Source organism: Paenibacillus ilasis, from assembly GCF_043195395.1.
In the GTDB taxonomy this organism is placed as follows: domain Bacteria; phylum Bacillota; class Bacilli; order Paenibacillales; family Paenibacillaceae; genus Paenibacillus_AQ; species Paenibacillus_AQ lautus.
This window is the reverse complement of sequence record NZ_JBHDJG010000003.1, coordinates 301,284-326,410: the sequence shown is the minus strand read 5'-3', so window position 1 is coordinate 326,410 and position 25,127 is coordinate 301,284. Positions and strand designations below refer to the sequence as shown.

Sequence of the window (25,127 nt, the reverse complement as noted above, 5' to 3'; positions counted from 1 at the left end):
GTGCAGGAAAAAAGGAGGTCCGTATGGCATCGATTCGGGATCGCTCGGACGAAGCGGCTCAGGAACGAATGAACCGGTTCAAGAACAAGGCGCTGCCTATCCTATGGGCGGTGTTCCGCTACCTGCTGATCATCGGCATCACATTCATCATCATCTATCCGATCATCTCCAAGTTCTCCGTCGCGTTCAAAGACAAACAGGATATTTATAATCCGACGATTTACATGATTCCGGTGCATTTCACGTTGGATAACTTCAAGCTCGTGCTCGACTTGCTGGATTATTGGCCGCTGCTGCTTCATACGATGATTTACGTATTCATCACGATGCTGCTGACCACGATGTCGACCGCGCTTGCCGGGTATGGCTTTGCCAGGTTCACCTTTCCGGGAAGCAACCTGCTCTTCGGCCTAGTGGTGCTGACGATCCTGATCCCGATGAGCACGCTGATGGTACCGATGTATTTGCACTTTCGCAGCTTCGATATTTTGGGGCTGGTTCACTTGTTTACCGGAAAAGAGGGTATCAATCTGTTAAACAGCTATTGGCCCTCGATCATTACTTCGGCTACGGCCACCGGGCTAAAGGCTGGACTGTTCATTTATATCTTCCGTCAATTTTTCCGGGGGCTGCCGAAGGAGATTGAGGAGGCGGCGTTGATCGACGGTGCAGGCGGGATCAAGACGTTTTTTGCGATTATGCTTCCCAATGCGATTCCGCCGCTCATTACGGTGACGCTGTTCTCGTTCGTTTGGCAGTATAACGACACCTTCTATACCTCGCTTTTTATGAGCGAACAGTCCCTCATGCCGCTGAAAATCGCTTCACTGCCGGCGGACGCCAACCAGTTTCTCCCGGCACTGATGGGGCTCGGCTCATCGGCCAAGGCCGATCCGAACTATGTGGCACTCGTGGTGGATACGGGGATATTGCTGGCCATTCTGCCGCTGATCGGATTGTATCTGTTCGTGCAGCGCCATTTTGTGGAGAGCGTGGAGCGTACGGGGGTTGTCGGGTAGAAGCTGCCGAGGATGGATGTCGTGTTGCAGGATAGATATCATATCGCAGGATAGATATTGTATTGCAAGATAGATGCCGTGTGCGCTGGATGAGTGGAGGGCGTGAGTTAGGTATCGTGCTTGCTTGATAGGTATGCTGCTGGAATTGGGCTGTGCCATTTGGGTTACGGTGAAGGAAATCTGTAGGTTCTTTCATCCATACGGCAATTACAGGATAGGAGTGAATCGCATGACAAAAGCAAGCAGCACCCGCTATGAGGTCCAACCGGACTTGATCAACCCGGCCGCTTCCGATGAAGCGAAACGGTTAATGGGCTATCTGTGCAGCATTTACGGCAAGCGGATGCTGACCGGGCAGCAGATTGGCGTTGTGTCAACGCCGGAGTTCGAGATGATCCACGAGGTCACGGGCAAATACCCGGCCGTCGGCGGGTTCGATTTCATGAATTACTCCCCATCCCGGGTGGAGCGAGGGGCCGAGCGTCAAGATACGGATCTGGCGATGAAGTGGTGGAAGCGCGGCGGGATCGTGACCTTCTGCTGGCATTGGAATGCCCCGAAGGATCTGATCGATTTGCCGCCGGATCGGACCTGGGGCCGAGGCTTTTACACCAATGCGACAACCTTTGATATCGCAAGGGCGATGTCGGAGCCTTCGTCGGAAGAGTATGGCCTTATCCTCCGGGATATCGATACGATCGCTGTCGAGCTCAAACGTCTGCAGGATGCCGGCATCCCGGTGCTGTGGAGACCGCTTCACGAGGCCTCCGGCGGGTGGTTCTGGTGGGGGGCCAAAGGCCCCGAGCCTTGCATCGCGCTCTGGAAGCTGATGTACGAACGCATGACGCATCACCACGAATTGAACAACCTGATCTGGGTATGGAACGGGCAGCACAAGGATTGGTATCCGGGTGATTCCTACGTCGATATCATCGGGGAGGACATTTATCCGCCTGCCCGGGATTACAGCTCGCAATCCGAACGGTTCCGCAGGGCATTATCGTATACGGTCACGAAGAAAATCATTGCCCTGACCGAGAACGGCGTCATACCCGACCCCGATCTCATGCAGGCAGACGGATGCCCGTGGTCATGGAATTGCACGTGGTATGGAAACTTTGTGTTCACAGGGGAAGGAAATAACCGGAGGTATTCCGAAGAGTATACGGATGAGTTGCAGCTGATTCGCACCTATCATCATCCGTATACCGTCACGCTGGATGAACTTCCGGATCTGAAAGGCTGACGGCTTGATCTGTAAGGCATGCCAGTTGTAGGCCGCTGCCGCTCGCCGGGAAGCTGATCGAAGCGTGGAGAACAAGCTGATACGCGAAAGAAGCCATATCTGTAAGGAGTATGACCCGAACCGCATCAAAATCAATATATAGAGATGGAGAGAGACTATCATGAATTTTAACGTTATGACTTTAAATCAATGGAACTTCAAAGCTTGCGACGAATCCGAGTGGCTGCCGGCCCAGGTGCCGGGCTGCGTTCATACCGACCTGCTGAAGAATGGCATCATCCCCGATCCCTTCTACGGGACGAATGAGCATGACCTGCAGTGGATCGATAAGAAGGATTGGGAATATGAGACGTCGTTTGATGTGGATTCGAATCTGAGCGCCCAATCCCGCATCGAACTCGTATTCGACGGATTGGATACCTACGCGGATGTGTACGTGAACGGGGCCAAGGTGCTTTCCGCCGATAATATGTTTCGTTCATGGCGGATCGATGTGAAATCGCAGCTCAAGGATTCGGGAAATGTGATTAAAATCCGCTTCCGTTCCCCTATCCAGGAGGATCTGCCGAAGCTTGAGAAGCTCGGATATTCGCTGCCTGCTTCGAATGACCAGTCCGAGGTTGGCGGGATGGGCGACCAGAAAGTGAGTATTTTTGCCCGGAAAGCGCCTTATCATTACGGCTGGGATTGGGGACCGCGTTTCGTGACCAGCGGGATCTGGCGGGAGGCCAGGCTAGAGGCTTGGTCCGAAGTCAGGCTGGATGATTTGTTTATTCGCCAGGATGAGGTTACGGCAGAAATGGCCAGGGTCACGGCTGTTGCCTCCATTGCGGCGGAGCATGCTTGGCAAGGCGTGCTTCGGGTAAGTGCAGACGGCCAGACATGGGAACAGGATGTTCGGCTGGAAGAGGGCCGTCATTCGGTTGAATTGAGCCTTGCGCTTGCGGAGCCGAAGCTGTGGTGGTGCCGCGGCCTGGGCGAGCCTCATCTGTATTCGTTCCATGCCGAGCTGGTGGAAGCAGAACGAACCGTTGCGGAGAAAAAGGTTCGAACCGGCCTGCGCAGCGTGAAGCTCGTTCGGGAACAGGATAACCGCGGTACTTCCTTTTACATTGAGCTCAATGGGACGCCCGTGTTTGCCAAAGGGGCAAACCATATCCCGAATGACAGCTTCATAACGGAAGTGACGGCGGAGCGATACCGTCATGAAATTGCGTCCGCAGCGGAGTCCAACATGAACATGCTGCGCGTATGGGGCGGCGGTATTTATGAAGAGGACGTATTCTACGATCTCTGTGATGAATACGGACTCATGGTGTGGCAGGACTTCATGTTCGCTTGCAGCATGTATCCGGGCGATGAGGCGTTTCTGGAGAACGTCAGGCTGGAAGCGGAGGAGAACCTGATCCGGCTGCGGAATCATCCGAGCATCGTGCTCTGGTGCGGCAACAACGAGATAGATTCCGCTTGGGCGCACTATGAAGAGAAGGCCGGTTGGGGCTGGAAGCAGCAATATACCGAAGAACTCCGCGAAAAGATCTGGAGCGACTACGAAAAGGTATTCCACGGAATTCTGCCGGAGGCTGTAACCGGTTATGCACCTGGAGCAGAGTACTGGCCTTCATCTCCGCTGGTATCGCTCAGCCATGATAAGGAGCAGCATGCCAATCCGTCCACAACGAGCGGAGACATCCATTACTGGGGCGTGTGGCATAACACGGAGCCGTTTGATAACTACAATGTTTATGTTGGCCGATTCATGAGCGAATATGGGTTCCAGTCCTTCCCGGAACCGAAGACGGTCCGCACATACGCGGAAGATAGCGATATGGAGCTGGAGTCCAAGGTCATGCTGGCGCACCAGAAGAACGGTGCCGGCAACCGCTTGATCAAGACTTACATGGATCAATATTATAACGAGCCGAAGGATTTTGAAGCTTTCCTGCATATGAGCCAAATTCAGCAGGGCGAAGCGATGAAGATGGCGATTGAAGCCCATCGCCGCAACAAACCGTACTGCATGGGCACCTTGTATTGGCAGATGAATGACTGCTGGCCGGTCGCTTCGTGGGCGGGCATGGATTACCTCGGCAGATGGAAAGCACTGCAGTATGTGGCTAAGCGCAGCTTCCGGGATGTCAGTGTCACGATCGAATCCAAGGAACAAGAGATCATCGTCCATCTCGTATCCGATATTTCAGAAGCGGTCCAGGGCACACTGAAGATTCAGTTATTCGATTTTAACGGAAAAGAGCTCTATATATCCGAGCAGCCGATCCGTGCGGAAGAGCAGGCGTCCCTCGTCGTATTCCGCGCGGTGGCCGATGAGCTGCTTGGCGGACATGATGCATCCCAGGTCGTGCTCCTGGCGCAATTGCTTCAGGATGGAGACGTGCTTGACAGTAAAACATTCTATTTCGTGAATGACAAGCATCTTCGTCTGCACAGCCCGACCATCAGCATAAAAGAAGTCGAGGGAAGCGACGGCACGACGTTTGTGCTGGAGAGCAGTGTGCTCGCCCGCCACGTATGGCTGTCCTCGGAAGCGGAAGGCTTCTACAGCGATAACTTCTTCGACCTGATTCCAGGCATCCCGATGACCGTTTCCTTCAGCCGCCGCGATGACGGCGAGCAGGCATTCGTACCGGGCAAGCCAGGCCGGGCCGTGGTTCGGTCCATGGCCGATTGTATCGATCCGTCGATGGTGCTGACGGTTTAATTCATCCTATAATCGATCCGCTAAAAAGAGCCGCCCCTTCAACCGTTTCTGGTGAAGGGGCGGTTTTGTTTGTCTTAGATGGAGTACCACGTAGATTTGAGGCTGATAGAGAACGAATCCTCGCTGCTTGATCTTAAGCATGATTACCAAGTGAGGGCGTTTCCGGGTAAGATGCAAGGAATAAACCCGTTCCAATTAAATGTCAGCAAATGAAAAGAAGTCGAACCCCTCTCCATAGGATATTCTAGGTTGGTACACATCCTGTTGGACATGCTCATACCCATAAGCAAGGATCGGGAAGGAGACTGAACATGAAAAAACAAGTTTTGTTCATCCATAGCGCAGGACCCCAAGGTCCTAACCAAGGAAGCCGTGGCTTGATCGCCCATCTACAAGAACAGCTCGGGGAAGTTTACCATATCTTATCCCCCGGCATGCCGGATCCGGATTACATTCCGTGGAAAACGCAGATCGCCAATGAAATCAAGGCATGGGATGGGGAGGTGCTGCTCATAGGTCATTCCCTAGGCGGCTCCGTGCTACTGAAATATCTTTCGGAAGAAGACTGCCAGCTAACCGTCTCTGGACTGTTTTTGATCGCCGCCCCCTATTGGGAGAAAGACGACGATTGGCGGAGTGAAGATTTTAGATTGCCTGATTCTTTCGCCACCATGCTGCCTCGCATATCCAGTCTGTACCTGTACCACAGCCGCCACGATCCCGTGGTGCCTTTCGCGCACGCTCAGCACTACGCGAAGCAGCTCCCCCAAGCTGTCACCCGAGAATACGAGGGCGACGATCACTATTTCTGCGAGGGCTTGCCTGAGCTTGTAGATGATATCAAGCGCCTGTAATCCAAGGCATCAATCTTGGTAAGCCCCCCTGTATATGTTAATTACAGGGGGGCTTCCTCTCACTCCCCCCTCCCCAAAAAAAGGCGAGAGTAGCTGCGCCGCGGCTATCATTCGTCCCTTTTTATGGCTAATGTGAGATGTATCGAAACATGAGCTAACAACGGACTACTTAAGGTAGTGCTCCAGCGGAGAAGGCGGAATGATTCTGGAGAAGCGGGTAGCGGTCTCCTGAAAGCTTTCTGAAAGAAAGCTGCATCGTAAGCGTAAACCGCCCCCGGATTTCTACATTGGCCCATTCATTCATAGAAATCTGGGGGCAACAGAGATCGGAAGAATCATCCGCATGCGGAGCGATGCAAAGAACTACCCGTTCCATTGCGATGCTATAGGAGCAAGAAGTGGCGCATATAAACCTCGCATCAAAAAAAGACGACATCAGCTTTTCGCTAATGTCGTCCTCTTTTTTACTTGCTCGCTTTATATGCGCTCAAGAATTCCTTCACCTTCGCCGGATCGGCGACCAGCTCGTTGCCAGTTTTTACGATTGGGCTGACGGTGGAGTAGGCTTTGATTTTGTTGTTGTTGTAATAAGTCAGGATCTCATCCTGGTTAATGGAGTAGAGCACCGCTCTTCTCAGATCGTCGCTTGTTGCTACATCACGGTTTTTCGTGTTGAACAGCAAGTAGGAGACGGCGTTGCTTTCGATGGTTTGCAGCTTCAGCTTGCTGTCGCCTTTAACCACATCGTATTTCGTTTCAGGCACGCCATAGTACAGGTGAATTTCGCCGCTGCGCAGTGCGGAGAGCGTGCTGTCCGCATCCTTGATAAAGCGAACTTTCACTTGCTCGATTTTCGGTTCGTGCTCCGAGCCCTTCATGTAGCCAGGGTTTTTGAAGAAGGTGGCTTCATAGTCCGTTTTGGAAGACAGGATGTACGGACCGCTGGCATACAGCGTATTATTGTATTTGTCGCCTTCGGTTACCGTATTTTGGTCGCCGTAAGGGATGTCTTTGTTCACGTCGAATTTCTCAACGTCATACGTGTTGATGGACTCGACCTGTTTCTTCGACACGATACCGGCCGATTGGTGAGCCAGGTAGTTCAATACTTGCGGGAACGGCTCGGTTGTCGTCAATTTAATGACTTGGTACTTACCGTCTTTGGTGCTTGCTTGGTTCTTGTCATCAACAAGGGAAGTGATCTTGGTATCCAAGCCGGCTTCCAGAGCATCCTTGACGCTTTCGCTGCCGCCGGATACTTTGGTGTTCTCCAGTGCGCTCAAATCCGTTACAGCTTCAACCGTGTTGATGTGCTCGTGAAGCGTGTAGGTACGATGATCAGGCACTGAATTTTTGTCTTTGGCTCTGTTCATGGAGAAGATGACATCGTCGGCGCCTACGCGCTCGCCGGAATCTTCAGCTTTTTTGTTCGTGATTTTGGCAAAGTTAATATCGTCTCTAAGAATGAAGTAGTATTCCGAGTTGCCTTCGCCAATGGCATGGTTATACGACAGCGATCCTTCGGATGTGATTTTGTCATCATCGGTCAGGTTGATCAGACGTACGTTCATGTTGGTGTTGATGATGTTGATGGAACCGTCATTACCCTTGATCGGATCAAGAGAGGTCAGTTCAGAGATCGATTGGGACAGAATCAGCGGCTGCGTAGCACGCTTGGATGGGTCTTTGAAATCAACGGCTTCCCAAGGAAGGGAACGGGATTTCGAAAGACGGACCGAATTCTCGTCCAGCACGTCCTTGTTGAACGCTTGGCTCTTCAAGGAAATGTACAGTGGAGCGATGTAAGCTTTGTCTGTAACAAGACGTTGCTCCAGCTGTTTGTAGGTTTCAACAGCGTCTTCAGGCGTTTGCGTAGCTGCTTGGTCGATCAGCTTGTCCACTTCTTCGTCGGACATGATGCTGTAGTCGCCGCCGGTTTTGAACAGGGAACGAACGGCATAGTCAGGGTTACCCGTAACGGTAGTCCAACTGGACAGCGCGACGTCGTAGTTGCCGGCATCCTGTTGTGCCTTGAAGCTGCCGTAGTCCGGCTGCAGATTCAGCTTCACGTTGAAGCCGTTCTTCGTGAGCTGGTCGCGAATGATGTTAACATCCGATTCGTTAGAGCTCATGCCGAGCAGTTCGATATTAACAGCAGATGTGTCCGTGGCTGTATCCGCTGGTTCTTGCTGATTTTGCTGTGCATCATCTTTGGTTGTTACGTTGCATCCGGCCAGTACGATGACTAGCGTGAGAAACAGTAACAGCAAGGAACTCTTTTTCATTGGTGATACCCTCCTGAGTTGTATATATATTTATATAAAATATTTTTTGAAACCATTAGTTAGTGTGCCAAGGGCACTGAAGCATTAATCCAGCTTAGGATCAAGGGCATCCCGGAGTCCGTCGCCAAGGAAGTTGAAGGACAAGACAAGCGCGATGATGGCTAGACCCGGATAAATGGCCAAGTAGGAATGCGTCTCAAGATACGTGCTTCCGATCTTAAGGATATTGCCCCATTCCGGGATGTGCGGCTCAACGCCGAGACCCAGATAACTCAAGCTGCTCGTCGAGATGACGGCTGCACCGATGGTTAGCGTGGATTTCACAATCATGGGTGCAAGCGAGTTAGGAACGATATGCTTGAATATAATCGAAAAATTGCTGGAGCCGAAGGCTCTGGCCGCATCGACGTATTCAAAGGTGGAGACCAGGAGCACGTTCGCCCTCATGGTTCTCGCATAAGTCGGTATAGCGCCTACGCTGAGTGCCAGGATGAGATTGACGGTGTTGGCTCCGAATGCAGCAATAATCGCAATGGCGAGCAAGATGCCCGGAATGGCGTACAGCACATCCAGCAAACGCATGATGATGTTATCGGTATGGCGGCCATAGTAGCCGGAGATGGCACCGAGAACACCGCCGATGACAACCGGGATGGCTGTAGAAGCAAATCCGACGATCAGCGAGATTCGGGCTCCAAATACGATTCGGGAGAACAAATCCCGGCCGAAGTTGTCCGTACCAAAAGGGTACACCAGGCTTGGCGGCTGCAGGATGGCGCTATAGTTGTTATCGATCGCAATGCTGTAATCGAAGGTAAACAGACTGGTTACCGACAGACAGAACAGGAAGATTACAAAGAACAGTCCGGACATGGCTGTCGAGTTGGCAGTAAGCTTCACCCACACGTCACCCCAGCGGGTCATCGCCGGATTACCGTTCTTGCGTATCTTCGCAAGCAGGTTGATGCCGAGCACCAGAGCAAAAATATTGCCCGTTACCGCAGTCAGTATGATCGGAAAGGCAAGCCAGGTCAATGCGGGATGCGCGTAATTCGCTTTGACGTACCTGGCAACAAGGATAAGCGCGATCAGCTGAATGACGGCTACAACCAGAAGCACGGCCATCGCCGGCAGAAACGTATTCGAGACGTAAGGCTTGAACAGGTTCAGCGCCGATATCGCGATGACAAACAGCTGGGTTAACAGCATGTAGACGGCAATCGTATATTCGGGAGGCTTCTGCTTTTTAATCAGATTGAAACCGAAAGTGACGGTAAACAGATTTCCCGTGACAATGCTCAGCAGCTGAATGTAACCCAGGATCCTCGTCGAGCGCCGGATTTCTCCCTGGCTTTGAAGATCTCTTCGGATCAACAGCGTAATGATAATCTGAATGATGGTAAACAATGCGTATACCGCAAAGGCGGTGAACACCCACGGTTTAATGGTTCCCCCAGTGAAATCAAAGCTGTTCAGAAGCAGGATCACCGTTAAGGTCAAAGAAATAACCCATGTGAAGCTGGCTTGACTGTACTCGTGTGAGGATTTCAGCTGGTGTTTGGTTTCTTGTTTAGAAAGAAGCTTCTTGATCATGAGTACACCTGCTTTAGTATTGTTTCATCTTGGATCTGATCCGTGGATCGAAGAACGCGTACAAGATATCAATGATGACGTTCACCAGCGATATGGTAATGGCGGTGTACACTACGCCGCCCATAATGGCCGGAATGTCAGGGATGAATTGTTTATCGACGATGTAGCTGCCGATACCGCTGATGTTGAATACCTTCTCCGTAACGGCAGAGCCGCCGAGCATCCCGCCGAACTGAAGTCCGATGACGGTAATGATCGGAATGATGGCGTTGCGGACAGCATGCTTCATCAGGATGGTACCCTTGCTGAGCCCCTTCGCTCTGGCTGTTATCATGTAATCTTCATTAATAACTTCCAGCGTTGAGGAGCGCGTCATTCTCGCTACTGAAGCGGTAAGTCCTGTACCGAGCACGATCACCGGCATGATCATGGACAACCAGTTCTCCGGATTAAAGGTGGCAGGGAGCCACTGCAGCTTGATCGAGAAATTCAGGATGAAGATCAGTCCCTGCCAGAAATTCGGAATGGACAGCCCGATCAGCGCGATAAACATAAACGTATAATCAAAAAACGAATTCGGTCTCGTAGCCGAGATAATCCCGATCGGCAATGCGATCACAATCGCGATAATCAGGGAAATGACCGTAAGCGTCAGCGTAATCGGGAACTTTCTGGCGATGCTTGAGGTAATCTCTTCATTGCCCGAGAAGGATTTGCCGAGATCGAAGTAGGCAATTCCTTTAATGTTGTTCCACAGCTGCGTGAGATAGCCCTGATCCAGTCCGTGCATTTTGTTAAAAGCCGCGATCTGTTCCGGTGTTGCCGTCTCGCCCAGGATGTTGGCTGCAGGGTTGAACGGCGACAAGTGGAGAATCGTAAAGACGAGCACCGCTACGCCAAAGATAACGAAGACCGTCATCACGAGTCTCTCCAGAATATATTTCAGGTAAGGATTGCTGTACAAAAAAATAAGGATGTACATCAGCAAGCCTGGAATAAGTGATATAATGAAGAACAATGGATTCTCGATAAGAGAACCAAACGTATCGGCCATGGTCAACCGTTTACGGTTGTTCAGCTTCAGTTCCTTGGCGGTCCGTTCCTTGAGGACTTCCTGGAACCTTGCTTCTACGATCTTGTCGACTTCCTGCCGGAGCTGCCCCTCATTGACTTTTTGCTTGAAAAAGTCGTGCTTGCGTTTCTGCTGCTCCATCATCTCGGAGCGTAGGGCCTCCAGATATCCGGCAGCCAGCATCTCGCTGCGTATGCGGTTCTCCGCCGCTGTGTAGTCGTCCTTCTTTCTCTGAACCAAATAAAATAGGAAGACCACGAGATTCACGGGCGCTCCCAATAATAATAGTAAGTATCTATAAGAAGGATTCAGAAGGATCTTACTGTATGTGCTGCTTATCAAACCTATGAGTCTGTTTGGTCTTGCTGCTTCTGTCCCCCCCATAAGCTGCCTTTCCTCCTTGTTTCAAATTGCATTATTCCGAGTGATATAGTATATTTTATTTTAGCCTATTTTAAAAGTCAATAGATTATAAGAGTTGTAGAGGATATTACTTTAATGACATAAATGCATAATGGCAGGTGAGCAGAGTTGGAACCGATATTGCAGGTTAAAAATTTGAGTGTAGCCTTTCAATCCCGTGATTCAGAATTTCACGCGGTGCGTGGGGTCAGCTTTGAAGTGAAGAAAGGGGAGACTCTCGGGATCGTTGGAGAATCCGGGAGCGGCAAAAGCGTCACGGCGCGCTCGATCATGCGGCTGCTGCCGTCTCCGCCTTCCTATATGAAGGATGGGGAGATCCTGTTCCTTGGCCAGAACCTGGCCGAGAAAACCGAGAAAGAGATGGAGAGCATCCGCGGACGCGATATCGGGATGATTTTTCAGGATCCGATGACCTCGCTTAATCCGACGATCCGAATCGGGGAACAAATATCGGAGAGCCTGGTGAAACACCAGAAGCTGTCCAAGCAGGAAGCGAAGAAGCAGGCGCTTGAGATGCTGAAGCTAGTCGGCATACCGAACAGCGAAGCGCGCTATAACCAGTACCCGCATGAGTTCTCGGGCGGCATGCGGCAGCGCGTGATGATTGCCATCGCCCTGGCGTGCAGACCTGCGCTGCTGATTGCGGATGAGCCTACAACGGCGCTTGACGTAACCATTCAGGCCCAGATCCTTAATTTGATGAAAAATATGCAGGAGCGCTTCGGTTCTTCCATTATATTGATCACGCATGATCTCGGCGTCGTTGCAGGCATGTGCGACCGCGTGGCGGTGATGAAGGACGGCGTGATTGTGGAAACGGGAACAACGGAGGAAATCTTCGAGAATCCTCAGCACCCCTATACTTTGAAGCTGTTAAACGCGCTTCCGCGTCTGGACGAGAAGAAGAAAGCAAAGCCTGCGCCGATCATCGTGCCAAGCACGGATTACAAAGGACCGCTGTTAGAGGTTAAGTCTTTGAAGCAATATTTTGATATGGGCAAAGGGAATGTGCTTAAAGCGGTGAATGATATCAGCTTTCACATTCAGGCAGGGGAAACGCTCGGGGTCGTCGGGGAATCCGGAAGCGGTAAATCGACGACGGGACGAGCTATCCTTCGCCTTCATCAGCCGACCGGTGGAGAAGTGCTGTATCAGGGAATGTCCGTGAATCGCCTATCTCCTTCGGAAATGAAGGCCATGCGGCGCCATATGCAGATGATTTTCCAGGATCCGTATGCTTCGCTCAACCCGAGATTGAAGGTGGTGGACATTATCGGCGAAGCGCTGGATGTTCACAAATTGACCGGCAGTAAGCAGGAGCGGAAGAAACGGGTCGAGGAGCTGCTGGATATGGTCGGATTGGATCCGGCGTACGCCACGCGCTATCCGCATGAATTCTCCGGCGGTCAGCGCCAGCGGATCGGGATTGCCCGGGCGCTGGCGGTGGAGCCGAAATTCATCGTGTGCGATGAGCCGCTCTCCGCGCTCGACGTGTCGATCCAATCGCAGATCGTGAAGCTGCTGGAAGAGCTGCAGCACCGTCTGGGCTTGACCTATCTGTTTATTGCGCATGACCTGTCGATGGTGAAGCATATCAGTGACCGCGTTGCCGTTATGTATATGGGCAAAATCGTAGAGCTGGCGGAAAGCGAAGAGCTGTACTCCAATCCCCAGCATGATTATACGAAGTCTTTACTCGCGGCGATTCCGGTCCCCGATCCGAAGATCGAATCCAAGAAGAAACGGGTACTGTTGGAAGAGCGCACCGGAGAGGACAAATATAATCTCGAGCATTCGGAGCTTGTGGAAGTATCGGAGGGCCACTGGGTGGCCATGCCGACCGGAGCCTAATCGAACCATACTAGAACCTGTCCCGACCGAAGTCGGGGCAGGTTTTTTTATGAGATAATAAGTATCTGGCTTCAGAGGTCGACCATCCTGAGCTCGCAAGAAAAACTTCCGCTAGATGCGGTCTGTCTTCCGGGAAAGTACGTTGATAGACGTTTTACTCACCTAACGGGGATTCCAAAAAAATTCGGTCATAATCAATGATTTGCTTGGTTTATAAAAAGGAATTGAGCCCTGCACGGCAAATATTTAAATGTTAGGAAGCGTTCTCACGAGACATGAGCCTACGAATTTCCAATGGTACGCACAATAGCAACATACCGATGAGGAGGAAGTGGAATGAATCGTTTGCAGCAAGGGGATGTCGTATTATTTCAAGGGGACAGCATTACGGATTGCGGTCGTGACCGGAACTTTTCCGGTAGCTTGGGGAACGGCTACCCGCTATTGATCGACTCGTTGTTCGGCATGAAATTTCCTGAGTTAAACGTAACCTTTTTGAATAGAGGGATCAGCGGAAACCGGGTTGTCGACTTGAATGACAGATGGCAGGAGGATTGCCTGGACCTGAAACCGGACTGGGTATCCATCTATATCGGCATCAATGACACTTGGCGCCGGTATGACAGCGGGGACCCGACGAGCACCGAGGATTATAAAGCCGGCTACCGTAAATTGATCGAACGCACTAAAGGGGCACTGGACGCCAAGCTGATTCTGGTTGAACCGTTCGTGCTGCCGCATCCGGAGGATCGCAGATTATGGCGCGAGGATCTGGATCCGAAAATCACGGCCGTTCGCGAATTGGCGGTGGAATTCGGAGCGCTGCTGGTGCCGCTGGACGGATTGTTCGCTGCTGCGTCGGTACGCCGCGAAGCTGCCTTCTGGGCGCCGGACGGCGTGCATCCGTCACCTGCCGGACACGGCCTGATTGCGAAGGCTTGGCTCGAAACAATGGGCATTCGTTTGGATTAACAGATTTAAGAGCCGAAGTTAGAGGCAACCAACTCGGGATTATCTTGAACGGCTTATCAATTAGAAAGAGCTCGGGCGTGAATCACTGCGTCCCGAAGCTCTTTTTAAATAAGATTTGAACTTAGAGTATGAAATAGGGGCTTGGAGCTACCGATACATATATAAACAAAGGGGATGACGTTATGCTGTATGGGCAACGGGTAATTCTCAGACCAGTCGTCGAAGAGGATTGGGAGCAACGATATCAATGGCTTACGGATCCTGAAGTGAGTTCTACACTGCCATCCGGTACCGGGGTGCCTTTAACCCCGGCAATCGTGAAGAAACGGACACAGAAATATGCGGAGGGTGACCCGTCAGGTGCATATTTCACTGTGCTCAACCTGGACGGGAAGCCGCTCGGCAATGCTCAGTTGTTCAAGATCGATCCTTGGGCGCGCAAAGCGGAATTCGGGATATGGATCGGAGATAAAAGCGTGTGGGGACAAGGCTACGGCACGGAGGTTACGCAAGTCCTAGTTCAGTTCGCTTTTGAGAGACTGAATTTGCACAAGGTGTATCTTACCGTGGATGCTACCAATGCCGGCGCAATTCGGTGTTATGAAAAAGCCGGTTTTCAGCGGGACGGAATTCTGCGTGATGAAGCGTATAAGAACGGCTCGTATGTGGATCGTATTCTGATGAGTTTGCTTCATTCTGAATATGTCGTAAGGGCCTGACTTTTTTAAAAATGAAAGCTTCTCGAAAGCCGAACGAGAGTTAGAAATCACTTTCATTTTTTTTGCCTATGTGGTGTAATGCATTAAAGCGGAAAAATAATGGTTGACGCCTCCAGTTAAATCCTATAGGATTACTTGTATTAATATTTGTCCTTTTTACGGAAAACAGGGGGAGAGAGAACATGAAAGGCAGTAAACATGTAAGGAAATTAACGACGCTGGTGCTCGCGTTTATGATCGTCTTAACCGGATGTGCCGAATCGGGCAGCGGCGGCGGTAGCGGGGCAGGCAATCTGGCGGACAAGGTCGAGAACCTGCCGGCAGGCATTGCCGAGAAGGATCCGGTGAAATTGATGGTCGTCCGGAAAATCGGGGGCGATGATCATACGGCGCAATTTTTGGCAGGTGCGAAACAGGAAGGCGAAGCTCTCGGGTTTAAGGTAGATACCTTCTCGGCGAACGGAGACTCCGCCAAATTCCACGATGCGATCGCACAAGCCATTGACAGCGACTACGATGGATTTATCATATCGCATGGCGACGATCCTGCATCGGTGCAGGACGTAAAGAAGATTACCGAAAAAGGAATTCCGGTCGTCACATTTGACTCCTTGCCAGAGATCGGCGACATTGCAGGGGTAACCCAGACCTCGCAGGATGACGAGCAGCTCGCGAAGCTGGCGCTGGACAAGCTGGTTGAAGAGCAAGGGCCGGAAGCCAACATTGTCTATCTCTGGGTAGACGGATTCCCGCCGATGGTACGACGCAATGCCGTATATCAGGAAACGCTGAAGAACAATCCGGGCATCAAGGAAGTGGAGCGTTTTGGCGTAGCGAGCGACCAGACTTCCCTGGAAACGCAAAATGCGGTATCCGCCATCCTAACGAAATATCCGAAGGGCGAAATCGATGCAATCTTCGCAACCTGGGATGCATTCGCCATCGGCGCAGCCAGAGCGCTGGAGGAAGCGGGACGCACCGAGGTTAAGATTTACGGCATCGACGTATCCAACGCAGACCTGGAGCTGATCCAGAAGCCGGACAGCCCTTGGGTAGCTACGGCGGCCGTAGACCCGAAAACGATCGGCGCGATCAACGTTCGCTTGCTGGCTAAGAAGATTGCCGGCGAGGAAACACCTGCTACGCATAATCTGGAGCCTGTATTGATTGAGCGCTCCGACCTTGCGGGTGCGGCTGAAGCGGTTAACATGGTCAACCTGGCGGATATTATCCCTAGCTGGGGGACAAGCACCGAATTCGAAGAGGATTGGATGAAGGCGTTGAAAGAAGCCAGCGGCAAATAAACAGCAATATCCATACAGGCGCTCTTATCGGTCATCGATAGGGGCGCCCTATCCTATTTGAAGGGAAGAATACACTTGCGAAGCGTGATGGAGCCAACTACTGCCGCCTCGACCCACTCGTCGAATACGGCACCCTTACTTCAAATGAAGCACGTATCGATTTCTTTTCCGGGCGTTAAGGCGTTAACCGATGTGGATTTTCAGACGACCGCAGGAACGGCACATGCGTTGATCGGCGCGAATGGCGCAGGGAAATCTACATTGATGAAGATTCTGTCGGGAGCGTACAACCATTACGAGGGCGAGATCTGGATCGATGGGAGCAAGGCGGACATTCGTTCACCGAAGGAAGCGAAGGACCTGGGCATTCAGATCGTTTATCAAGAGGTGGATACGGCGCTCATTCCGAACCTGACGGTCGGGGAGAACATTATGCTTGACCGGACGGTTCACGATATGGGCAAACGGCACTTGGTCCGCTGGAAGGAGCTCCATCGGGAAGCCGAATCGATTCTTGCACGGATGAATATCCGGGTTCCCGGCAAGAAGCTGATTTCCGAGCTGACGCTGGCGGAGAAGCAGATGGTGCTGATCGCAAGAGCCGTTTCCAAGCAGTGCCGGATTCTGGTGCTGGATGAACCGACCGCGCCGCTCAGCCACAGCGAGACGGAGCAGCTGTTCAAGCTGGTGCGCAAGTTGAAGCAGGATGGGGTCGGCATTATTTTCATATCGCACCGGCTGCCGGAGCTGTATGAAATCTGCGATGATATTACGATCATGCGGGATGGTCAGCTGGTGAAGAGCGACCGCATTGCGAATATCGAACAGCCAAAAGTGGTGGAGTACATGCTGGGCTCCAAGATGGAGCAGCAGTTTCCCCATATTGAACGAGACATCGGCACCGTCTGGTTCGAGGTGAAGGACATGTTGGACCCAGGCAAAATCAACGGCGTTGACCTGCACATTCGCAAAGGGGAGATCGTCGGTCTGGCCGGACTGGTCGGGGCCGGGAAAACCGAGCTGTGCCGGGCGATATTCGGAGCATCCGACACATCAACCGGCGAGATCACGCTGAACGGAAATAAGCTCCGCATCCGCTCGCCGCACGATGCCGTTTCGCATGGCATTGCGCTGGTCCCTGAGGAACGCCGTCGTGAAGGCGTCTTCGTGGAAGAGCCGGTATCCGTCAATTTAACGGCTGCGGTGCTGTCCCGTTTTTCCAAGTGGGGATCCTGGCTTAGCTTCGGCAAGGAAAAGCAGGCGGCGAGGGAGATGATCGAGTCGCTCGGGATTAAGACGCCGAATGAGCGAGCCAAGGTGAGAAACCTGTCCGGGGGCAACCAGCAGAAGGTGGCGATCGGCAAGTGGCTGCTGGTTGACGCGGATGTGTATATTTTTGATGAACCGACCAAAGGGGTTGACGTTGGCGCGAAGAGGGACATTTTCCATCTGGTGGCCGAGCTGGCCAAACGGGGGAAATGCGTGCTGTACGCCTCAAGCGAGCTGTCCGAAATCGTTGGCATCACGGATCGGGTGTATGTGATGTATGACGGCGGCATCACGAAGGAGCTAATTACGCAGTCATCCAACGAAGAGGAAATATTGCTTTATTGCACAGGAGGCGGGTTGACATGAATACAGCAAGACCTGTTAAGGAGAAGCCGGCGGCTAGTTTCGCTTTTGATTTTCTGTATAAATACGGCACGTTGATTACGGTATTCGTACTTATTCTGGTATTCGGGACCGTCGCCGACAACTTTTTGAATACAAGCAACATTATTAACATACTCCGTTCGATCTCGATCGTGACGATCATTGCTGTAGGGCTGACCGTATCGCTGGCCGTTGGCGGCTTTGACCTGTCTGTTGGCTCGACGGCTTCCCTGGCGAACGCGCTGGTCATTTCCATGTTTGTCTGGCACGGGCAAAATATCGGCATCGGCATTGGTCTCACGCTGCTGTTCTGTCTGGTCGTGGGATTGATCAACGCCTTCCTGGTCATCAATTTCAAAATTGATGATATGCTGATGACGTTGGCGACGATGTTTATCTTTCAGGGCGTTGCGCTCACGTATACCCGCGGCGCTACCATTTCCCAGAATATGATCCTGCCGAGCGGAGACTTTGCCACCGGTAAAATTCCGGCGGTGTTTGAGAAGATCGGGCAGGTGCCATGGATCATCATCATTATGGTGCTCGTGGTCCTCGTGGTCCATCTGTTTCTGACCTATACGAAACACGGGCGGTACATGTACATGATCGGGGGCAACCGCGAAGCCGCGGCTTTATCCGGGATACCGGTGAGTAAATACCGACTGATCGCTTATCTGGTCTCCGCTTTGTTTGCCGCCATCGGCGGCATTATCCTCGGGGCTCGGGTTATGACAGCCGAAGTCAACTCCGGCGGACCTTATCTGATGGATGCCGTCGCTGCAACCTTTATCGGATACTCCGTATTCGGAGCGGGCAAGCCGAACGCGCTCGGAACCTTTGTTGGGGCAGTATTGATCGGAATATTGCAAAATGGTCTGATCATGCTGTCCGTGCCGTATTATGCGATGGATATCGTGAAGGGCGCCGTGCTGGCGTTGGCGCTTGCTTTAACCTACTATAAGAAGCGGCATTGATCGCCTGAGCTGCGCTTTTTTTAACCGAGCTTTGTTCCATGCATACTTATCGAGACCATCCCTCCAGTGATCCTGCTCCGGAGCGGGTGGTCTTTTTTCATGGCTAGCTGCATTTAGGCAAGCTATGAGAGAAGCGGATTTCAAGCCTTATTCTACGGGCGAATCCGGCATTTTATCCATGATATGGTTATTTAGTTGACGGACTCAACTTGTATTCATTATCCTTGTATAAGACTGATTATAAATTGTACATACATTTGTCTCTTATAAAGAGAAAGGGGACTCATCATGAAAAAAACAACCTTCATACAACCGGATCCCAAGGCTTGGCTGGACACGTTTCACTTTGAAATTCCGATAAAGATAAGGTACTGCGAAACGGATATGCTGGGTCATGTCAATAACGTCAGTTATTTTATGTATTTTGAGCAGGGACGCATTGAGTATTTCGAGAACTTGGGATTGACCGAGGATCTGTTCAGCGACAAAAAGGTGTCGGTGGTTGCGGATCTGGAGTGTCAGTATCTTGCTCAATTGTATCTGAAGGACGCACTTAAGCTTCATGTCCGGGTAGCTGAGATCGGACGCTCCTCCATGGACATCCAGTATGCGATCGTGGTGGACGGCGCCTTAAAGGCGGCAGGGCGTGGAACCATTGTGCTCATCGATACCGAATCCGGCAAGAGCACGCACATTCCGGATTCGGCACGCGAGCGAATTTCAACGTTTGAAGGATGGATGTAACGGAAAGCGAAAGATCAATCACAATCAGATAAGAAGGGAAGGGATTAGGGATGAACATCCGTTTTGCCGTTATCGGCACAAACTGGATTACCGAGCGGTTTCTCCAAGCCGCTCTGGAGACGGAAGAATTTATTCTTGCTGCCGTATACTCCCGTACGGAAGAGAAGGGCAGGGCTTTCGCGGCCAAGTACGCGGATCCCAAAGTGTACACGGATCTTGTGACGATGCTGCAGGATGACGAGATTGACGCGGTGTACATTGCGAGTCCGAATTCCTATCACGTCGATCAGGCGATATTATGCATGAACCACGGGAAGCATGTCCTTTGCGAGAAGCCGATGGCTTCTAATGCAGTCGAAGTGTCCGCCATGATTGAAGCAGCGAAGAATAACAACGTTTTGCTAATGGAAGCGTTAAAGTCGACGCTGATGCCAAACTTCAAGACCGTCAGGGACAACCTGTACAAGCTGGGCCCAATTCGGCGTTATTTTGCAAGCTATTGCCAATATTCCTCCCGCTATGACGCGTTCAAGCAGAGGACGGTACTGAATGCGTTCAACCCTGAGTATTCCAACGGTTCACTCATGGATTTGGGGATTTATTGCCTGTACCCGATGGTCACTCTGTTCGGTAAACCGGATTCTGTCAAAGCTTCCGGCTATATGCTATCCTCCGGGGTTGATGGCGAGGGCAGCCTGTTGTTGTCCTATCCCGAGATGGATGCCGTGATCATGCACTCCAAGATCAGCGATTCCTATGCACCTGCCGAAATTCAGGGCGAGAACGGCACGATGATTATCGACAAGATCAATCAGCCTTATGATGTGAAGATCCATTATAGAGACGGCACCATTGAGAACGTCACCCAGCTGCAGACGCATGAATCGATGTATTATGAAGCCCGGGAATTTATCGATTTAATCCGGTGCGGCGAACGGGAAAGTGCAATCAATACCCATGCCAACTCACTCATTACGGCTGAAATCATGGAGGAAGCCAGACGCCAGGTCGGACTGCGGTTTCCGGCCGATTCCAGGACCGATATATGATATTTGTCATACTCCCGAAATGACGTTTATGACTACGACACGCATGACGTTTTGTCTATACTTAAATTAGACAAGTGCGTGATACATGTATAACGTCCTTGCGCCATTTCGAGGAGGAAGACAACTATGGCTAAACCCGATAACAAACTATCCAGCTTGAAAAAGAACGTTGCCCCTTATGAAGAAATTGACACAAAGGCGAGTATAGGTCAGCTTTTCAATACACTGGTTCCCTTGATATTGCTATGGTATGCAGCCTATTTAAGCCTATCCGTATCGTACTGGCTTACCATTCCCATAGCGGTGATTGCATCGGGGTTTGTTGTCCGGACGTTTATCATATTCCATGACTGCTGTCACGGATCTTTCTTTAAAAGCCGCAAGGCGAACAAAATTCTCGGTACGATTACAGGCGTGCTTACATTGTGCCCTTACGAGCAATGGAAGAACACGCACGCGATTCATCACGCGACGAGCAGCAATCTCGATAAGCGGGGAATCGGGGATATGTGGGTATTAACCGTTGAAGAGTATGGAGCGGCTTCCTTTTGGCAGCGTTTATACTACCGGGTATACCGTAATCCGATCGTGATGTTCGGACTTGGTCCCATCGCCATATTTCTGATATCCTATCGTTTCAACCGCAAAGGTGCGAGACGCAAGGAGAAGATCAGTAACTATATAACGAATATTTCGATTGTTGCATTGTATGCATTGCTGTGCTGGGCGATTGGATGGCAGGCATTCCTGCTCGTTCAAGCTCCTATATTCATGGTATCGGGAATGCTTGGCATTTGGTTGTTCTATGTACAGCATCAATTCGAAGAAACGTACTATGAGCATGATGAAGAGTGGAGTTATATCAATGCAGCCGTAGAAGGCAGCTCTTATTACAAACTTCCGAAGGTCCTCCAATGGATCACCGGCAACATCGGCTTCCATCACGTTCACCATCTTAGCCCGAAGGTTCCTAATTATAACCTGGAGAAGGCGCATGAAGCCGCTCCTCCGCTGCAAAAGGCAACGACAATTACGCTCAAGACCAGTTTGAAGTCTATTCGTTTCCGTCTGTGGGATGAAGAGAAAAAGGTGTTCGTCACGTTTAGGGAAGCCAAGAAGTCGCTCCGTAAACCGCAGGAATCGGTATTGGCGAAAGCCGAGAAGAGCCTGGCGAGCAGCAGACCGAGAGTGCAGGGCGAGTAATTCCTTGCCGGTACGAGGTTATAATAGAAATGAATAAGAATACGGGTCCGTTATGTAGAAATGAGGACTAAAGCTTGAACCGACAGAAGGTGGGACTCCATGCAGAAATGGTATCAGATATTTCATAAAAGTACGGGGCTGAGCCCTTATGTATGGGTCGTCTTCTACATCCTTCCGTTTTATTTCATCTTTCGTTCGACCTCTACCTACCAGGTTGTCTTCGGAACACTGATGATTGTGATGTTCTTCGCCTTCTATGTGCTTTCATTTCTGGCCAAAGGCTGGCTCGTCTACTTCTGGACGAGTCTGCAAATTTTAATATCGATAACGATGTCATTGGTATTCGGGTATATCTATTTCTCGTTGTTCCTCGCATTTTTCATCGGGAACATCAAGAATAAAGCCGGGTTTATCACGCTGTACTCCATCCATCTGGTCACGACCATCATTACGGTCAATTATGGATTGTTAACGCGGAATCCGTTCTTTATCACGCAGCTCCCATTTATGCTTGTCAGTGTAGTCGGGGTGATTCTGCTGCCCGTGACGAACTATAACCGGAATAAGAATGATCAGCTGCAGGGTCAGCTGGAGGATGCCAACAAACGGATTTCGGAACTGGTGAAGCTGGAGGAACGTCAGCGGATAGCACGCGATTTGCATGATACGCTCGGACAGAAGCTGTCTCTCATCGGCCTCAAAAGTGATTTGGCCGGTAAATTGATGACGCAAGATACGGAAAGAGCTCAGGCAGAGATCAACGATGTGCGCCAGACGGCGAGAACGGCACTCCAGGAAGTGCGTGAGATGGTGACACGGATGCGGGGGACCCGGCTCACGGATGAAATTTTCCGCATTCAGCAAATTCTAAAGGCTGCCCAGATTGAATTGAACTTTGAAGGAACGTTGGAGCCGGAAAATCTGTCGTTAATGAATGAAAATGTGATCAGCATGTGCCTGAAAGAGGCCGTGAATAACATAGTGAAACATAGCAATGCTACGGCGTGCTCCATTGTGATCGAATCCACGGAAACGGATCTGGTTGCGAGGGTGAAGGACAATGGAACAGGGTTCGTGACCGATGCGAGAAACCGCGGAAATGGACTGCGGGGAATGAGAGAGCGGCTTGAATTCGTAAACGGAAGCATGGAGCTCACTTCCGGCGAGGGGACTACGCTGGTCCTTCGTGTACCTAATGTGCTCAGAATGCCGGATAAGGAGGCGGGAATATGATCCGAATTGTCATAGCCGAAGATCAGCGATTGCTGCTTGGAGCCCTGGCCTCACTGCTTGATCTGGAAGAAGATATGCAAGTGGTCGGGACGGCAGGGAACGGGAAGGATGCCGTACAGCTTGTCAAACTTCATAAACCGGATATCTGTATCATGGATATTGAGATGCCGATGATGAACGGACTTGAGGCTGCCGAAGCATTAAAGGGCTTTGGCTGCAAGGTAATGATCTTGACGACCTTTGCCCGGCCGGGGTATTTCGAGCGTGCCGTGAAGGCCGGCGCCAACGCCTACCTGCTTAAGGACAGCCCAAGCGAGGAACTGGCTGCATCCATTCGGAGCATTATGGCAGGCAGACGAATATACGCCTCCGAGTTGGTGGATGAAGCGTATTCCGGTGAAGAGAATCCGCTGACGGAGCGGGAAAAGGAAGTGCTGGGCCTGATAGCGGACGGCAAGAATACGAAGGAAATTGCCAACCAGCTGTTTATTACGACAGGTACCGTGCGGAATTATATTTCCGTTATTCTTGATAAGCTTGGCGTCAGCAACCGGATCGAAGCGATCACGCGTTTTAAAGAAAAAGGTTGGTTTAAATAATCATCTGAAAATAGCCGGAAGCCCCGTGGTTGCAGCCACCGGGCTTCTTTTTCGTGTGAAATAAGAGAAAGGTGATAGTCCAGAAGGCCGTTTGATTCGCGCAATATATGGATTTTTTTACCTGGTATTGTATTCATTATAATGCATAAATATTCATACTCTTTTGTGTGGTAAAGAATTTGGATATAATTTATATTTTTTGGAAACCATAAAATCGATAATAAAATTAAGCCTGTACTTCATGTGTATAATTTAGCATGCAATGGGTGTTCAAACAAGAATATTGCCGTTGCTTTGTAAATGTATGCATTTTTATGTATAATAGAAATGATTGCCAGAAGTCAAATTTGAGGAGGAGGAGGTCTTCTATGGACCATATGATGTTTGAGGTTGGAACTGCTCTGATTCTGGTTGCTATAGCCTCCATAATTGCAGGAAAGCTCAAGTTCTCGATTATACCGTTCTTGATTGTACTCGGGATGCTTGTAGGTCCGCATGCACCAACGATAGGAATTCTAGACTTTAAATTTATTGAGAGCCAGGGAATCATAGATTTTCTGGGACAGATCGGTATTCTATTCCTGCTCTTTTACCTTGGTCTTGAATTCTCCGTTCAGAAATTAATCAAGTCCGGGCGAAACATCGTGGTAGGCGGAACCGTATATGTCATATTGAACTTTGCTCTGGGCCTGGCTTACGGATTTGTGATCAACATGCCGCTGTACGAGACGTTAATCATAGCAGGGATGTTGTCCGTTTCCTCTACTGCGATTGTGGCGAAAGTACTGGTGGATCTGCGGCGCACCGGTAATGCGGAGACGGAGCTAATACTCGGCATGATTTTGTTCGATGATATATTCCTTGCGGTGTTCTTATCGATTATGTCCGGACTGCTGTTGGGCGGGGCCACATCGGTAGGGGCAACGATTATCTCCGTGTGTATATCCATTGGTTATATGCTGTTGTTCTTTGTTATTGCGAGAAAAGGTCCACCTATACTTAACAAATTGCTGAATATAACGTCCAGCGAAATTTTCATTATCGTTGTTTTCTCATCGATGTTCTTTATTGCTGGATTTTCTGAGACGCTGCACGTAGCTGAAGCGATTGGCGCGCTGCTGTTCGGACTAGCCTTATCCGAGACGGATCATAGCGAACGGATCGAACAGCTGGTCATTCCTTTCCGTGATTTCTTTGGCGCGATCTTCTTCTTCAGCTTCGGTCTCGGCATCGACCCGACCACGCTGGGGAATGCGTTATGGCTGGCACTCGGTGCTGTGGGACTGACCATTATTGGTAATCTTGTAGCAGGCATGATCGCGGGACGCAAGGCCGGACTGTCGCATAAGTCGTCGCTTAACATCGGATTGACTATCATGGCACGCGGGGAGTTTACGATCATCGTTGCGAATCTGGGACTCGCTGGCGGACTGTCCGCCGTGCTGAAACCATTCTCGGCGCTTTATGTTCTGATTCTTGCGATCCTCGGGCCTCTTCTAGCCAAGGAATCAAAACGTGTCTACCGTGGAGTGAATAAAATATTCAAATGGAGCGACCCTGTGGAGAAAGTAAAAAAAAGGAAAGTGTAAGGATGCCGGGATGATTTACTTTCTTC

General features: G+C 50.8%; 19 protein-coding genes. 16 read left to right on the top strand and 3 right to left on the bottom strand.

The window, feature by feature from the left end; genetic code table 11:
* The first annotated feature begins 23 nt into the window (after positions 1-23).
* The 4 genes from ACETK5_RS25665 to ACETK5_RS25650 all read left to right on the top strand — a co-directional run bounded on the left by ACETK5_RS25665 (position 24) and on the right by ACETK5_RS25650 (position 5,838).
* A complete protein-coding gene (locus tag ACETK5_RS25665; protein WP_100540593.1) occupies positions 24-1,019 on the top strand; it encodes a carbohydrate ABC transporter permease in 996 nt (331 codons plus the stop codon).
* 229 nt (positions 1,020-1,248) lie between these two features.
* Positions 1,249-2,265, top strand: coding sequence for a glycosyl hydrolase (locus ACETK5_RS25660; RefSeq protein WP_326117243.1), 1,017 nt, complete (start codon positions 1,249-1,251; stop codon positions 2,263-2,265).
* Positions 2,266-2,425: 160 nt separating this feature from the next.
* Entirely contained in the window at positions 2,426-4,984 is a 2,559-nt protein-coding gene (locus ACETK5_RS25655) for a beta-mannosidase (protein ID WP_326117242.1), read from the top strand.
* A 311-nt stretch (positions 4,985-5,295) separates the two neighbouring features.
* Entirely contained in the window at positions 5,296-5,838 is a 543-nt protein-coding gene (locus ACETK5_RS25650) for an alpha/beta hydrolase (RefSeq protein ID WP_326117241.1), read from the top strand.
* 464 nt (positions 5,839-6,302) lie between these two features.
* Here ACETK5_RS25650 and ACETK5_RS25645 read toward each other — a convergent pair whose 3' ends face one another.
* From ACETK5_RS25645 to ACETK5_RS25635, 3 genes are all read right to left on the bottom strand, one after another.
* A complete protein-coding gene (locus ACETK5_RS25645) occupies positions 6,303-8,123 on the bottom strand; it encodes an ABC transporter substrate-binding protein (RefSeq protein ID WP_394058639.1) in 1,821 nt (606 codons plus the stop codon).
* Between the two features lie 84 nt (positions 8,124-8,207).
* Positions 8,208-9,716, bottom strand: a complete 1,509-nt coding sequence (locus tag ACETK5_RS25640; RefSeq protein ID WP_100540597.1) for an ABC transporter permease — start codon at positions 9,714-9,716, stop codon at positions 8,208-8,210.
* A gap of 13 nt (positions 9,717-9,729) precedes the next feature.
* Positions 9,730-11,172: an ABC transporter permease gene (locus tag ACETK5_RS25635; protein ID WP_100540598.1), complete on the bottom strand. Its 1,443-nt coding sequence runs from the start codon at positions 11,170-11,172 to the stop codon at positions 9,730-9,732.
* Between the two features lie 147 nt (positions 11,173-11,319).
* Between ACETK5_RS25635 and ACETK5_RS25630 the strand changes: the two genes are divergently transcribed.
* The 12 genes from ACETK5_RS25630 to ACETK5_RS25575 all read left to right on the top strand — a co-directional run bounded on the left by ACETK5_RS25630 (position 11,320) and on the right by ACETK5_RS25575 (position 25,101).
* The gene (locus tag ACETK5_RS25630) at positions 11,320-13,062 is read left to right on the top strand and encodes an ABC transporter ATP-binding protein (RefSeq protein WP_100540599.1); all 1,743 of its coding nucleotides are present in this window, start codon (positions 11,320-11,322) and stop codon (positions 13,060-13,062) included.
* 336 nt (positions 13,063-13,398) lie between these two features.
* Positions 13,399-14,034: an SGNH/GDSL hydrolase family protein gene (locus ACETK5_RS25625; RefSeq protein ID WP_394058636.1), complete on the top strand. Its 636-nt coding sequence runs from the start codon at positions 13,399-13,401 to the stop codon at positions 14,032-14,034.
* A 182-nt stretch (positions 14,035-14,216) separates the two neighbouring features.
* A complete protein-coding gene (locus tag ACETK5_RS25620) occupies positions 14,217-14,753 on the top strand; it encodes a GNAT family N-acetyltransferase (protein WP_326115544.1) in 537 nt (178 codons plus the stop codon).
* A gap of 182 nt (positions 14,754-14,935) precedes the next feature.
* On the top strand, positions 14,936-16,057 hold the full coding sequence (locus ACETK5_RS25615) for a sugar ABC transporter substrate-binding protein (protein ID WP_100540602.1): 1,122 nt from the start codon (positions 14,936-14,938) through the stop codon (positions 16,055-16,057).
* A gap of 144 nt (positions 16,058-16,201) precedes the next feature.
* The gene (locus ACETK5_RS25610; protein ID WP_394059090.1) at positions 16,202-17,692 is read left to right on the top strand and encodes a sugar ABC transporter ATP-binding protein; all 1,491 of its coding nucleotides are present in this window, start codon (positions 16,202-16,204) and stop codon (positions 17,690-17,692) included.
* Positions 17,689-18,684, top strand: coding sequence for an ABC transporter permease (locus ACETK5_RS25605; RefSeq protein WP_100540603.1), 996 nt, complete (start codon positions 17,689-17,691; stop codon positions 18,682-18,684). Before ACETK5_RS25610 ends, ACETK5_RS25605 begins: the two co-directional genes overlap by 4 nt.
* Before the next feature lie 288 nt (positions 18,685-18,972).
* Positions 18,973-19,428: an acyl-CoA thioesterase gene (locus ACETK5_RS25600; protein ID WP_394058633.1), complete on the top strand. Its 456-nt coding sequence runs from the start codon at positions 18,973-18,975 to the stop codon at positions 19,426-19,428.
* Between the two features lie 50 nt (positions 19,429-19,478).
* Positions 19,479-20,477, top strand: coding sequence for a Gfo/Idh/MocA family protein (locus tag ACETK5_RS25595; RefSeq protein ID WP_394058631.1), 999 nt, complete (start codon positions 19,479-19,481; stop codon positions 20,475-20,477).
* Positions 20,478-20,603: 126 nt separating this feature from the next.
* Positions 20,604-21,680, top strand: a complete 1,077-nt coding sequence (desA, locus tag ACETK5_RS25590; protein ID WP_394058629.1) for a Delta(5) desaturase DesA — start codon at positions 20,604-20,606, stop codon at positions 21,678-21,680.
* A gap of 99 nt (positions 21,681-21,779) precedes the next feature.
* Positions 21,780-22,913 (top strand): sensor histidine kinase, encoded by a 1,134-nt coding sequence (locus ACETK5_RS25585; RefSeq protein ID WP_100540607.1) that lies wholly within the window; start codon positions 21,780-21,782, stop codon positions 22,911-22,913.
* A complete protein-coding gene (locus ACETK5_RS25580) occupies positions 22,910-23,512 on the top strand; it encodes a response regulator transcription factor (protein WP_100540608.1) in 603 nt (200 codons plus the stop codon). The genes ACETK5_RS25585 and ACETK5_RS25580 overlap by 4 nt, the downstream gene beginning before the upstream one ends.
* Positions 23,513-23,880: 368 nt before the next feature.
* Positions 23,881-25,101, top strand: a complete 1,221-nt coding sequence (locus ACETK5_RS25575; RefSeq protein ID WP_394058626.1) for a cation:proton antiporter — start codon at positions 23,881-23,883, stop codon at positions 25,099-25,101.
* Positions 25,102-25,127 lie beyond the last annotated feature (26 nt).